The following is a 13,850-nucleotide window of genomic DNA, read 5'->3' on the forward strand; positions in this document are numbered from 1 at the left end:
GTAAGCTATTAGCTCGTGGGCGGACGAATATCGCCGGGCTGGCCTGGATAGCGGGTTAAGCCTGCTTTGGGTCCAAGCTCGTTGGTTGGGATATGGAGTCGCTTAGCTTTGCGCTCGACCCCCAGGGTGATAAGGTCCGTTACTGTATCCAGGTCGAGTATACCGCTATTGATGACCAGATCGTACAGGGTAGGATCATCTGGATTGCGTCGATACTGCGTTTGTAAGTAGCGCTCGCGATCATGGTCTTTCATCTGGATGCGTGCTTCGGCATCGCCCTTCCCTAGCCCTTCGCGCCGCATCACATACTGGACGCGCAGATCAAATGGCGCGACGATCCGCGCATGGAATACATCACGTCTGCCCGCCAGGAGCACCTGCGATCCTCGTCCGACGATGATGACATGCCCACGTGCTATGGCTGCCTCGACGACCTTTGTGAGTGCTTCGTGATAGATCCGTGTATTGGTGAGTACGGGTTGCGGCTCCAGCGTAAACATCGCAGGCTGTAAGACACGCATACTGCTGATGAGATAATTAACGAGTGACTCGCCTCGCTCATCATGCTCCTCTGCCTCCAGCTCTGTGATATTGAGTTCCTGCGCGACCCGGACCACGATCTCATGGTCTACCAGTTCCCAGCCCAGGCGGTGCGCCAGGCGCTGTGCTACCTCACCACCTCCGCTACCATACTCACGCGAAATGGTGATGGCACGCATCTGTGCGATCTCGGCATGATTCTCTGGCATATGTTCGGCTTCTTTCTTAACGAGCTACTCTTTATTTGACAAGCATTTCGTGACGATGTAACTCCGATTGTTTTGACCTACAAGGATACGTTCCTACATAAGCATATGTCTATCGTAAAACTTCTTACTATTCTATGTTCTCTTTGATTATATCTTTTTGGTTAGTTGTGCTTCCTCTTCGTTATGGAGGGGGTTGGGTTCCTCTTACTATGTCCCACTTATATCACGTTTGAGTGATACTCTTCCGATGACAGTATGCAGCGTCCAGCGTGCTTGGAATTGTGGCGAGAGGAGTTCGATGGTGAGGTCGCGATGCCATTGCGCCAGCTCTTCCCGGGTTGCCAGATTCCAGTGCTGGGCCAGGGGCGCGAGATAGAGTGCCATCCAATGCCAATCTCGTGCGAATAGGTGATACCCAGGTGTTCCCGCGGAGAGGTCAATAATGCTTGCCTGGTGTTGTACGTCACGCCAGCCTGCCTCGTGCAGGTGCCTTACCATTTGCGCCCCGGTGCAGAGATGGTGCCCCTCTCGTTGGAGCAGTGTGCGTAGTAAGGAATACCAACGTGTGCAGGCACTATGTGGCGTCTCAAGCTCTCCGGCTTCAATCCAGCAGATCTGGCCTTTGCCTATTCTCAAGCCTTCGCGCAGCATGGCGGAAAGCTCCTCTTCCTGGCAACGCAAGCTAGTGAAGCGCAGATGCACCAGGTCATAGAAGTGGCCCCTCCGAGTTCGTATGTGGGCTGGCGATCCATATATAAAGTGGGCATTCTGGCGCCGCTGAACCGTGCGACCCGCCAGGGCATACTGATAAAGCCCCTTGTTACTTTCAATTCCCTCGACTTGAAGGCCGGGATCGCTATGGGCCAGGTCGAGCACCCAGCGTCCCGCGCCACAGAGCATATCTAGTATGTTTTGGCACGTTTGATCGTCAATCAGTCCTGGAAGCAAGCCTTGCATATGATATTGCAGGAGTACATGCACATAAGTTTGTAGGATAATCCAGATGGTATTGGTGACAAGAGTATGTACCGCCTGGTGCTGGTTTCCTTCTCCCTGTGGGGTTTGCATCTCATCCTCCAACCGCTACTCTTCTCTGCCCTTGTTATAGTGTCTCTTTCTTTTTACCTTCTGACCGTCAGGACCTGTCCTGGTGCGTCCTGGTGCCCTGCCTGGCGCAGGCAGGTGCGTGTTGTTTGTAGGATGTCATATGTGGTGAATGGCTTGGTAATATATGCTCGCGCGCCTGAGATACGAGCCATGATCCGACTTAATAAGCCGTTCCTGGCTGTAAGCATCACAATGGCCATTTGCCTGTATATTGGGAGGCTGCTGAAGTAGCAGGCAAGCGAGCAGCCATCGACGATGGGGAGACCAATGTCCAGAAAGACCAGCGCGGGTACAAACCTTCCCTTCTTCTCTAGCCAGCGAATAGCCTCCACGCCATTGCTAAAGCTCACGACATCGTAGCCTGCACGCACGAGGCAGACCTCGAGAATCTTGCGCACAATGGTGGAGTCGTCAATAACCATAATCAGATTAGGGTGTGTTCTGCCAGGTTGCATCTTTTTCTCTCCTCTCCCTTCTACCACCCTTAAGCGACGGGCCGCTCGCCTACCACGCTCACGAGATGACAGAGACCACAAAAATCCTTATCCTGGAGGTCTTCAATCAGTTCTTCGTACAGATAGTCGGCCTCGAACTCCTCCAGGAAGGTATAGGTGCTCAGGAGGGGGAGGATCTTTTTATAGAACACGCTGACCTGGCGCACGAAGCTATAGTGCAGATTGGTGCCATAGGAGATGTCCAGGGCATAGGAGTGTAGGTGGACATTGTGATAGCCTATGGCGCGTAGCCAGGGGGCGAGGCAGTGGGTAATGCCTGTAAAGCGTTGAAAGGCAAAGTGCATCAGGCATTCGCCCATTTTCTCCACCTGCTTCGTCTTGGGATCAGTATAGAACGAATATTCGCGCTCACGCAATGCGCGCCCGATATCCATGGCAAAATCTTCAAAGGCGAAGCTATTGGTGGTTGGCATCGCCGCTTCGGTCCATCGTAGCAGTCCACCAGGGCTACAGAAGGTTACCACTTTTTCAAGTAGCTCTGGATAAGTTACCTCTAGCAGAGACTCACTCAAGAAGGCCATATTGACTAGGTCGAAGCTTCCTGGTTGCAGGATCTGTTCGTCGAGCTTGTTGATATCCTGTACCTGAAACGCCACATTATGGACCTGGCTGGCCTGGGCTTGCTGCCTGGCGTAGGCTACCAGGCGTGGATTTTTATCGATCCCCATTACTTGCATATCAGGGTGCATGCTTGCTAAGTCAATGGCCCAGGCTCCGCTCCCGCTGCCGATATCGAGTACTCGGCGTATGCGTCCGAGTTGCGGAATATCTGGCAGGAGGCCGCCTATGGCATTGCGCAGCTTATAGTGTTGGAGGAGCTGGCGCGCCATCTCTACATCGTCTACTGGCGACGGCCCATCAGGGTTCAGCTCTTTGATCCGCTGTGGCCGTTGCTGGTATTCATACTCCTGGTACATAAAAGCTTGTGTATGCATATATCCCTACTTTTCCTCTCTTAACGCATCGTTATATGAAGGCAAACATCTTTTTGTCGCCTCTATAACTGTCTATACATCCCTCAGAAGGAAAAGCGGAAAGTTATTTTCAAGATTCCTTACTATTCGAGTAAAGAGACGTGGCGTAAAAATGCCGGAGGCATTTTTACGCCACGTCTCTTTATCTCTGCGAAGCACCGCAGGCGCTGAGAGTACTGAGAGAAAGGCTTAGCCTTTGAGGCCCCCACTCACACCCTTGACAAAGAAGCGCGAAACAAAGGTATAAAGCAGAACCGCGGGGAGCGCATACAGCATGGCATAGGCCGCGAGCTGTCCATAATTCACCTGTCCATAGGCCCCGAAAAAGGTATAGATGTGGACGGAGGCGGGTAAGAGGTCCTGATTTTGCAGGATAATGAGTGGCACAAAGAAGTTCGTCCAGGCGCCCAGGAAGCTCCAGACGCCCACGACGGCGATACCCGGCGCCGCTAGCGGCAAGAGAATATGGATGAATGAACCCAGGATAGAGGCACCATCAATCCAGGCCGCCTCCTCTAATTCCAGGGGAACGGAATCCAGAAAGTTCTTCATAAGCCAGATACTGAAGGGAAGCGAGCTAGCGGTGAAGAAGAGAATACAGCCCAGGAGCGTATCTTGCAGGTTCAACACAACGTACATTGCGTACAGCGGTGTGACCAGGGCCAGGATTGGCAGCGCACTGGCGAAGAGAATCAAATACATGATCTGAGCTTTGAAGGGGAATTGATAACGCGAGAGGGGATATGCAGCCAGCCCGGAGAGGAGGATGACCAGTACCATTGTCGAGACGGCCATAATGAGGCTATTCATAAATGGCTGAATGACGAGGCCATTGCTGATAATGTCGATATAATTGCTCAGGTTGGGAGCCGTAGGAAGCGTAAGCGTTAATTGCGCGTTGGGATTGATACTGGCAAATACGGGCCAGAGCAGCGGGATTAAGAACAACAGCCCTATCACCGTCAGGATCAGGTAGAGCAGCGAGGGAACGATAATACGGCGGATAACCATGCTCAGATCTCCTTTAGATGTCAATACGCAGGATACGGATATAGAGGAGCGAGAGGATCGCGCCTACGATAATGATCAGGAGTGCGATCGCGCTGCCATAGCCAATCTGGTAGAACTGGAAGGCCTGGCGATACTGATAGATGGTAAGCAGCTCATTATTAGTCGTGCCACCGCCTGTCATCACATACACAAGCGTAAAGTCCGACAGCGTCGCAAGCGTGATGAGGAGCAAATCCGTTGCAATAGACCCCTTAATGAGAGGGAGTGTTACATGATAAATCTTGGCCCACACACCTGCGCCATCGATAGACGCCGCTTCATACATATCTTGAGGAATGCTCTCCAGGGCCGATGCATAGAGTAGCATGGAGAACGCCGTCCCTCGCCAGATGTTGGCGATAATAATCATTGGCAGGGGATATTCTTGTACCCAGGCATGTTGTGGCAGCGTCAGATTTGCTATCACCGTGTTGAGCAAACCCGGCGAAAGGACGCTTTGTGGCCCACCCGCTAGAAATGCCTGCCAGATAAAGCCCGCGACGACATCCGGAATAACCCAGCAGGCGATGATAATTCCGCCCAGGATCGCGCGAAAGACGTGGTTTCGCTTCTGCATCATAAGCGCGAGCAGCAGACCCAGGAGTGCCTGACCAATCAAGGCCGAGCCAACCAGGTAGATAATGGAGACGCGAAAGGCGTTAAGAAACTCGCCATCACTCAGAATGCGCACAAAATTTTGTAGACCCACCCACTGGGGAGCCTGCGCGCCCACGCCAGTCAGGGCCATGTTGGTAAACGAGGTATAGACGGCCCAGATGGCGGGGCCGAGCATAAAGATAAGAATAATCAGAAACGCAGGCGCGAGAAAAAGCAGACTTGTGCGCAAGCGCTTTCTATTGGCCCTCGTAACAACACGCTTTGGTGGGGATGCCGTGGCCTCAACTGACACGGCGGGAGTTTTTACCTGCATCGTTGCCGCTCCTCAAATACTATAATTACCCATCTCTATAAGCTTATGCTGTGGTGGTGAGCTGGCTAAGCCAGCTCACCACCACAGCATAAAACTTGGCGAAGCACCGCAGGTGCTGAAAGTGCTTAACCTCTCTTTTCTACCTTATCGTCGCCCGCAATACTCTTGACCGCGTTATAAAAAGCGTTCATGGCATCGCTGGAGCTTTGGCCCTGCATGACGTTCTGCATGGCCCGGTCGATCTCAACGGAGATCTTGGGATAAGCTGGGAAGCCCGGGCGGAATTGCGTAACGGCAACCAGGCCGGTGAAAAAGTCCGACAGGGGGAGATTCTTATAGTCGGCGACTTCGGCAACATCTTTGCGTGGCGTAATCTGAGATGCTTTCACATCATAGAAGGCCAGGTTATCTTTGTTGAATGCCGTTTTGATAATGTTGAATGCATCGCTCTTGTGCTTCGAGTTGGCGCTGATGGAGTAGGCCCAGCCGCCGGAGAGCGTGACATACTGAGGATCCTCGCCATTTTGTGTAGGCATCTTGGCAACCCCTAGCGTTTTCTGCCAGGCGGGCCATTCAGCGGCACCACCCTTCTGCCAGCTTCCGGGGAGCCATGAGCCATCAATATCGATTGCCAATTTGCCCTGTGGGAGGAGTTGTTGCCCAACTGTATTGGCCGCCTGGGTATTAAGGGCGATATCATTGGTGGGGCCCAGTAAGCTCGATGAACTGTAGACCTGTTTAACAAAGTCTAGCGCATCCTGGAAACCTTTGCTCGAAGCAATCCATTTGTTGGTGTCGTAATTGTAGAGCGGGTCTTTGGTGCCATAGAGCAGCATTTCAAAGCCCTGCATGGTCGAGGCCTCGTCCATGGGGATGCCCGAATAGAGGTTTATCGGCACCACGCCTGGGACCTTGGCTTTAATCGTGCGTGCGGCGGTCAGGATATCGGCCCAGGTCTTGGGCTGCCAGTCGGTAGGTAGGCCCGCCTTCTGGAAAATATCTTTGTTGTACCAGATGCCACGTACATCGGTGCCATCCATAATGCCATAGTTCTTGTTATTGAAGGTGGTAATCTTCTGCATGCTGGGGAACCACTGCTGCTTATAATCTGGCCATGAGTTGATATAGTCATCGAGCGGCGCCAGGTAACCAGCGGTCACATCCGAGCTAATGAGGAAGCTATCTTCGCGCACAATATCGGGGGATTGTTTGAACGGAGCTGAAGCGCCAATTTTGTATAGTAGCTGCCCTCATCGGCGATGATGGGTTGTAGTTGCAGCTCAATTTTGGGATTCGCGGCCTCCACCTGCTGCTTGACGCGAGTCCACCATTCCTGTTCATAGTAGGGTGGAGGTCCAAATTGCTGGTAGGCGACACGGATCACGGTTTTGCCATTATCACTGGAGCCACCACAGGCGGGCAACGCGATAAGACCTACAAGAAATAAACAGAGCACCAGTAGATGTAAATTCAGTCCTTTGAAGCGAGACTTCATGACTTTTCTCCTTTGTTCCTCTTGACAACATTGAAGGAAAAGACATCACTGTCTTGGTGATGGAGCAACACTCTGGAACAGACAAACGTCGAAAACGAAGAAAAGCTCCACATTGGGTAGAGGAAAATAGACACTCCTTTCTCTAGTGAGCATGTGCCCTTAAGCACGAAACATGTGAAAGAAGAGGCTCTAGTGCCTGCTCAATAGACAGTTACTATAGAAAGCAAGCGTTCAAATATACTTTAGTGTTGGTATTATGATAACGTTGTCTTTAAATATATGTCAAGGCAAAATGGGCCTGGACGTGCCAGGAAAATACAAAGTGATATTAACGCTTGAAGTGTGTCGTAATGTTGAAGTGTATTGAGTGAAAGTATGTCGTGGAATCGTATAAAACATGGTGAGAATCAGCCATGGTGATAACGTAGTCAGCGTTAGCTTTCGTGTATCATCAGGATATCAAATGTGGCCTGGGGGATGGCGATGATCTCCTGCGTATGCGTGCCAACTGCTGATAGCTGAGGGCAGCTAAAGCTTCCTTGCATACGATTAACATTAGGCTGGATGGCAGGCTCATCCTGTATAATGGTCAGCTGGCAGCTAATGCCTGCTTGCAGTTGGAGATCCCAGGCTCCTCCTTCGTGTCCAAAATCCAGGCGTACATCGCCTCCATTGATAGGCCCTTCCAGGATATATGTCCTGGCGCCTTCATATCCATAGAAGGCGATGATGAGACTGTGGTCCTGGTCCTGGAGGAAGATGGTAAACTCCTTCAATCCGTGACGAAGCTTAGAGGTGAAGATATGGCTCTGCCAGGTATAGCTACCGCTCCTGGCGCCTGTGACGTGAAAGGTTGCGCTACTACTCTGTGTACTGTGCATTCCTGTCTGGATCCAGGTAGGCGTGGCTATTGGTGCGCTTGTGTTGGTGCTGATCTCATTGCCTGGCGCGCAGCCAGTGACCAGAAAGGCACTGATGAGTAGCAAGAGGAGGCAATATTTTAGGTGCAGGAAGGTTGGAGGCCAGGATTGGGCGCGCATGCTATTGCATCCTCTCATATGGGTAAGCCACGCTGCTCGCGTGGGAGTAGATATCGCTTATCGTGCTTCATTTTACCATACACGCAACGCGAACAGGTGCTGATGAAAAGGCGGTTCAGCAGTCTCTGGCGACATATGCTATACTGACGTTGGTGTTTTTACCAGCTAAACAATTCGAACAATGGAGTTACTCGTATGTCACAGAATGTACCGATAACTGTTGCGTCTGGAGATGGCATTGGACCAGAAATTATGGATGCCACTCTGAGGGTGATTAAAGCAGCAGGAGCACGCATAGATATTGAAGAGATAGAGGTTGGAGAAAAAGTCTATCTGCGCGGTATCAGTGCCGGTATTGAACCCAGCGCCTGGGAGTCGCTTAGTCGCACCAAGGTATTTTTGAAGGCCCCGATTACCACTCCACAGGGCGGCGGCTATAAAAGCTTGAACGTTGCCGTGCGTACCGCTTTCTCCCTCTATGCAAATGTACGCCCCTGTGTCGCGTATCATCCCTTTGTCGATACCAAGCATCCTGGTATGGATGTGGTGATCGTTCGCGAGAATGAAGAGGACCTCTACAGCGGCATTGAGTACCAGCAGACGCCCAATATGATGGAGAGCCTGAAGCTCATCAGCCGTCCAGGTAGCGAAAGGATTATTCGCTATGCCTTCGAGTATGCGCGTAGCAATAATCGGAAGAAGGTCACCTGCTTTATGAAGGATAATATCATGAAGCAGTCTGACGGCCTCTTCCACAAAGTGTTTGACGAGATCGCCGCCGAGTATCCCGACATCGAAAACGAGGCCTGGATAGTCGATATCGGCGCCGCCAAACTGGCTGATACCCCCGAGGCCTTCGACGTTGTCGTGATGCCAAACCTGTATGGCGATATTCTCTCCGACGTCGCGGCCCAGATCGCGGGCTCCGTTGGCCTGGCTGGCTCTGCCAATATTGGCGAGGGCTGTGCCATGTTCGAGGCCATCCACGGGTCGGCTCCCCGCCGCGCGGGACAGAATCTCGCGAACCCTTCCGGCCTGCTCCTGGGAGCTGTATTGATGCTCGTGCACATCAATCAGCCAGAGGTTGCGACCGCTGTGCATAACGCCTGGTTGCGCACGCTGGAAGATGGCATTCATACCTATGATATCTATGCTGATGGTGTGAGCAAGCAGAAGGTTGGTACGCGTGAGTTTGCCGATGCGATCATTGCGCGCCTGGGTCAGAAGCCTGAGCAATTGAAGGCCGTGAGCTACTCTTCCGCGCCCGCGAAGGAGCGCAAGACACAGTCCGCAAAGGCTCAAGTTCCCACCCTCAAAGAACTGGTCGGCGTCGATGTCTACCTCGATTGGAGCAAGGGGAGCGCAGAAGAGTTAGGTAACGCCTTTAAACAGGTCAGTGGTGAGGGCCTGGAACTGAAGCTGATTACCAATCGCGGAGCCAAAGTATGGCCCAATGGCCTACCATATACCTTCTGTACCGATCACTGGCGCGCCCGTTTCCAGGCGCCTGAGATTGGTACAAAGATTGAGCATGCCCAGATCATCTCGCTTCTGGAGCGTGTGCATGCGGCTGGATTTGATTGTATCAAGACGGAAAACCTCTATAACTTCGACGGTAAGCCCGGCTACTCCCGCATTCCCGGCGAATAATCACTCCTAGCACAAGACTGAAAAGGATGAGATACCTATATAGGTGTCTCATCCTTTTTTCTGTATAGTGAGATGCGGGAAAGATTTTCATGCCTTTTTTATATCTTACACATAGACAGTTACCTAATCACGTGCTACACTCCACTATTAGGTAACTCTGTTTCTTCCTGTTACCGATCTATATTTGCATTGGAGAGACGACAGGTATGGCACGCACCCAGATTCCAACAGCCTCCTATGATCGCTTGCTTTTGCTTGATAGCGCAGGAAGCCCACTCTCACATATCGTCATAGGCTCCCCTGAGTGGTATAAATGGTTGCAAGATGAGCAACATGCCTCCTTCGCCTATAAAAGCGAGAGTGGCAACTTTACCGCTCGACGTGAGCAGCTACGCCGAGGTTGGTACTGGTATGGGTATCGCAAACGCGAGAACAAGCTCCACAAGGTTTATCTAGGGAAGTCAGAAGAACTCTCCCTTGAGCGCCTGAGCCTGGCGGCGCGTGCCCTTTCGGGACAGAGTCTGGCCCAGGAGAATCTCAAGCGTCGGCAGGTGGTGGAAGAGCTACTTACAACTATAGAACCTGCAGATAAGCGTGCCGCCCTGGATGTAAGCGATGAGGTTGCCTCGCCCCACAAAGATGATGTCGGGGGCATGGTGGCCAGCAATAAATACTATTTGCTCTCCCAACTGACTCCCCTGGTTGGGCGTGACCAGGAGGCACATGAGGTCGCTGAACTGCTCCGCGCTACGCATGTGCGATTGTTGACCCTGACGGGAACAGGAGGGATTGGGAAGACGCGCCTGAGTTTGCAGGTTGCGACTGAGCTTCTTAATACCTTTGCCGATGGCGTCTATCTCGTTCTCCTGGCGACGGTGACGGTTCCCCGCCAGGTGCCCATATTTATTGCCAATGCCCTCGGTCTGGGCGAAGCCGGTGAGGGAGCGCTTGTGGAACGCCTGTATGCCTTCTTGAAGGAGAAGCGCTTACTCCTGATCCTGGATAACTTTGAGCAGGTGATCGCCGCTGCCCCGCAACTGGTGGAGCTGCTAGCGCGTTGTCCACAAGTGAAAATTCTTGTGACTAGCCGGGCTGTCCTGCACGTGGTGGGCGAGCAGGAATACCCAGTGTTACCCCTGCCGCTTCCTGTCCAGGACCAGGTGGATACGCAAGTTCTAGCTCAATCCGCGGCGGTACAGCTTTTCGTCCAGCGGGCGCAAGCGGTGCAGCCTGGCTTTCGCCTTACGGCTGAGAACGCGGCGACTATTGCTGCTATCACGCGCCGCCTGGATGGTTTGCCCCTGGCTATTGAATTGGCGGCAGCTCGCATGAAGGTCTTTTCTCCCCAGGCCTTGCTCCAGCGGCTGGAGAAGCGTCTCCCTCTCCTGACGAGCACCACTCAGGATGTGCCTGAACGCCAGCAAACGCTGAGCAATACCCTAGACTGGAGCTATGATCTCCTGGCGCCACTCGAACAGCGTTTATTTAAACGTCTCTCCATTTTCGCAGGCGGTTGTACGCTTCCTATGATCGAACATCTCTATGCATCGCTCGAGCAGGCGCTGGGGATCGATCAGGAGCGCTCACTCTTACTGGATGACCTCACCTCTCTAATCGATAAAAGCCTGCTTTCGCGTGTAGAGCAGGAGGATCACGAGGCCCGCTTCTTTATGTTGGAGATTATTCGCGAATATGGTCTTGAGCGATTACAGCAGGAAGAAGATGTTGCAGAAGTGCAGCGGGCATATGCATATTACTGGCAGCAGCAGGCCCTCATGTCTGAAAAGGATATGGATCGCCATCAGGATCAGGAGATGTGGCGCATTCGCCTGGAGCATAAAAACCTGCGAACCGCTCTCATCTGGTTTGCCCAACAGGGGCAGTGGGATGATGCCTTGAAGCTGGCCTCTGCCCTCTGGTGGTTCTGGTGGGCGAAGGGCTATATTGGTGAAGGGCGACGCACGCTTGAGTGGCTGCTGTCCTCGGCCAAAGAGGTGAGTCCCTTCTGGTATGCCAAGGCTTTGAGTGTGACAGCACTTATGATCGTCCTCCAGGGTGAATATAAACAAGCTATTGCGCTGGCTGAGAAGAGTCGGGTGATCTTTGCGGAACTTGAGCAAGAGTTTGGGCAGGGGATGGCGCTCTGGACGATTGGCCACGCCTATGTCATGATTGGGGAGGGTGAGCAGGCGCGAACCGCGCTTGAGGCAGCAGGGGCGCTCATGCGCAATAAGGGGCATCGCTGGGCTAATGCCGCCGTTCTTGAACGCCTGGCCTCGCTTGCGCGCGATGAGGGAGACCTGGAGCAGGCTCTCTCCCTCTGCGAGCAGAGCCTGGCGATTCATCAACAGGCGGGATCGACCTGGGGACAGGCCCGTGCGCTCTGGATGCTGGGCCTTATTCACTTCTCACGCGCCGATCTGCTTAAAAGTACCCTGGCGCTCGAAGCCTGCATTGAGCGTGCTGGTCGCGTAGGAGATCGCATCAGTATCTCCTACGCCTCTGTGCTCTTAGGTGTCCTGAAAGGTCTCTACGGCGATATGCAGGAGGGAGGCGCGCTTATTGAGCAAGGCTTACAATTGGCGCGCGACCTGGGTGACCAGCGTGGAATGTCCTGGGGCTTGACGCTGTTGGGATGGAGCTATGCCCTCCAGGGCGAATATACCCGTGCGCGTGAGTGTCAGGAGGAGAGCCTGTCCTTGCTTGCTGTAACGAACTATGAGTATAAATCCTTCGTCGCGTATGCGCTGGATGGCCTGGCGCTGGCGGTTGTGGGCCAGGGATACCCAGCCTGGGCTGCGCGTCTATGGGGAGCGGCCCAGGCGGTGCGCCAGGGGGGACGTAGCGTTCCGGCTATCCCCTCTACAATCCAGAGCATTTTTAGTGAATTTGTGCAGCAGGCGCGCGCTTTGCTTGGCGAGGAACCCTTTAAACTGGCTTTTGCTGAGGGGCTGACTATGACGCCTTCGCAGGTCCTCCAGGCTCGCTCACAGGCTCCTCTCTCCCTCTCTTCGGCTTCTATCCCCAACAACGAAGAGTCTCACACAGCAGCTCCAAACTCAACTGTCCTGGCTGGACTAACAACGCGCGAAATTGAGGTATTGCGCCTGCTGGCAACAGGGATGACCAGTGCCCAGATAGCAGAGAAGCTCGTCATTAGTATTCTCACTGTTAATACGCATGTGCGCTCTATTTATAGCAAACTTGGTGTGACCTCGCGTAGTGCCGCAACACGTTACGCGCTTGAGCATAAACTCTTACCTTAATGACCCCTCTCGATGACCCGGTGCGAGGACTTTACGTTGCAATTGACTAGTTAAGTATATAAGCTCTACAGAGTTTTGGGTAAGCCTGCTTTTTGAGGTCCCTCGCACCTCCTCTGACAATTACCCTGTTTTAGGGACGCCACATGAACTTACTTTGTATTACACTGTAAACACTGTTTGTTATATATGTGTGTATGAGAATATTTAGTAAGGGGTGTGCGGCGGTGGATGGATTCCGTTCTTTGTGTAGTGTTCAAAGCCCTGGGCTGGCGTATGTAAAGGATGCAGAAATGCAAAGTCAACAAAAAGATAGAAACGCCTGTATTTTGAATACTTTATCTATTTCTGAGCTTGCCGATGCCTGCAAGCGGGAGTTTGACATGGTTGGGGATAGTGGTGCCGTCTCTTTTGATAATGCAAGTCTCGCGCTCCTCCGCCTGGCGACGATACGCGATAGCAAACAGGCCTGGCTCGCGCTTGAATATGGCTTTTGCCAGAAGCTCGTCATCTGCCTGCGTCAGCACCCACGCTTTCAGGAAGCGCTTCGTCTACAGTCAGAGCAAGAATACATTACGCGAGCCTTTGCCCATTTTCGGCAGACAACCGTCAGCAAACAGATGGAGTTTGCTTCGCTCAATGCAGCGTTGCGTTGCCTGGCTGTCAGCCTCAATAGCGTTATTTTCGATATGCTCCGTTCTGCACAGCAATCTACACGTGAGCCACAACAGGTGTTCTCATCACCAGCGGAAATCTGGCGCGTTCTCAGCCAGAAGCTGACGGAGGAGCGTGAACGTCGTCTCGCCTATCTCCTTTTCCAATGTGGCCTTAAGCCCACTGAAATTGTTGAGCATTGTGCGCACGAGTTCCGCGACCTCGCCGAGGTGCAGCGTCTGCGGATCAATATCCTGGATCGTCTCGCTGCGATCTCCCTCTGTTAACCTATGTAGACAACTTTCTTTTCTTTGGGATGGTGCAAGAGAGCCGTCTGAACCGCTGGGGTCCCTACCGCGGTGACAGACGGCTTTCTTGTTCATCCCTCCCCGTTTGAGGGGAGGGACTTCCCGCGTTGTATG

General features: G+C 52.8%; 12 protein-coding genes. 3 read left to right on the plus strand and 9 right to left on the minus strand.

The annotated features are described in order from the left end of the window. Window positions 1-8 precede the first annotated feature (8 nt). The 9 genes from JMJ04_RS14045 to JMJ04_RS14085 all read right to left on the minus strand — a co-directional run bounded on the left by JMJ04_RS14045 (window position 9) and on the right by JMJ04_RS14085 (window position 7,861). A complete protein-coding gene (locus JMJ04_RS14045) occupies window positions 9-749 on the minus strand; it encodes a cytidylate kinase-like family protein (RefSeq protein WP_201371096.1) in 741 nt (246 codons plus the stop codon). A 207-nt stretch (window positions 750-956) separates the two neighbouring features. After that, complete coding sequence (locus JMJ04_RS14050) at window positions 957-1,817, minus strand: class I SAM-dependent methyltransferase (RefSeq protein WP_201371097.1); 861 nt, start codon at window positions 1,815-1,817, stop codon at window positions 957-959. Between the two features lie 53 nt (window positions 1,818-1,870). Next, window positions 1,871-2,311 carry a response regulator gene (locus JMJ04_RS14055; RefSeq protein WP_201371098.1) on the minus strand — a complete coding sequence of 147 codons (441 nt, stop codon included), beginning with the start codon at window positions 2,309-2,311 and terminating at the stop codon, window positions 1,871-1,873. A 29-nt stretch (window positions 2,312-2,340) separates the two neighbouring features. After that, window positions 2,341-3,306 (minus strand): class I SAM-dependent methyltransferase, encoded by a 966-nt coding sequence (locus JMJ04_RS14060; protein WP_201371099.1) that lies wholly within the window; start codon window positions 3,304-3,306, stop codon window positions 2,341-2,343. Window positions 3,307-3,534: 228 nt separating this feature from the next. Next, window positions 3,535-4,356 carry a carbohydrate ABC transporter permease gene (locus JMJ04_RS14065; protein ID WP_201371100.1) on the minus strand — a complete coding sequence of 274 codons (822 nt, stop codon included), beginning with the start codon at window positions 4,354-4,356 and terminating at the stop codon, window positions 3,535-3,537. A gap of 13 nt (window positions 4,357-4,369) precedes the next feature. After that, the gene (locus JMJ04_RS14070) at window positions 4,370-5,326 is read right to left on the minus strand and encodes a carbohydrate ABC transporter permease (protein ID WP_201371101.1); all 957 of its coding nucleotides are present in this window, start codon (window positions 5,324-5,326) and stop codon (window positions 4,370-4,372) included. Between the two features lie 125 nt (window positions 5,327-5,451). Next, complete coding sequence (locus tag JMJ04_RS14075; protein ID WP_201371102.1) at window positions 5,452-6,519, minus strand: extracellular solute-binding protein; 1,068 nt, start codon at window positions 6,517-6,519, stop codon at window positions 5,452-5,454. Continuing rightward, entirely contained in the window at window positions 6,483-6,821 is a 339-nt protein-coding gene (locus JMJ04_RS14080; RefSeq protein WP_201371103.1) for a hypothetical protein, read from the minus strand. Before JMJ04_RS14080 ends, JMJ04_RS14075 begins: the two co-directional genes overlap by 37 nt. A gap of 434 nt (window positions 6,822-7,255) precedes the next feature. Beyond that, window positions 7,256-7,861: a hypothetical protein gene (locus JMJ04_RS14085; protein ID WP_201371104.1), complete on the minus strand. Its 606-nt coding sequence runs from the start codon at window positions 7,859-7,861 to the stop codon at window positions 7,256-7,258. 195 nt (window positions 7,862-8,056) lie between these two features. Between JMJ04_RS14085 and JMJ04_RS14090 the strand changes: the two genes are divergently transcribed. From JMJ04_RS14090 to JMJ04_RS14100, 3 genes are all read left to right on the plus strand, one after another. Further along, the gene (locus tag JMJ04_RS14090; protein WP_201371105.1) at window positions 8,057-9,511 is read left to right on the plus strand and encodes an NADP-dependent isocitrate dehydrogenase; all 1,455 of its coding nucleotides are present in this window, start codon (window positions 8,057-8,059) and stop codon (window positions 9,509-9,511) included. 206 nt (window positions 9,512-9,717) lie between these two features. Then, entirely contained in the window at window positions 9,718-12,777 is a 3,060-nt protein-coding gene (locus JMJ04_RS14095; RefSeq protein ID WP_201371106.1) for a LuxR C-terminal-related transcriptional regulator, read from the plus strand. A 290-nt stretch (window positions 12,778-13,067) separates the two neighbouring features. Continuing rightward, window positions 13,068-13,715 (plus strand): hypothetical protein, encoded by a 648-nt coding sequence (locus JMJ04_RS14100; RefSeq protein ID WP_201371107.1) that lies wholly within the window; start codon window positions 13,068-13,070, stop codon window positions 13,713-13,715. Window positions 13,716-13,850 lie beyond the last annotated feature (135 nt).

The organism is Ktedonobacter robiniae, from assembly GCF_016587375.1.
Lineage (GTDB): Bacteria > Chloroflexota > Ktedonobacteria > Ktedonobacterales > Ktedonobacteraceae > Ktedonobacter > Ktedonobacter robiniae.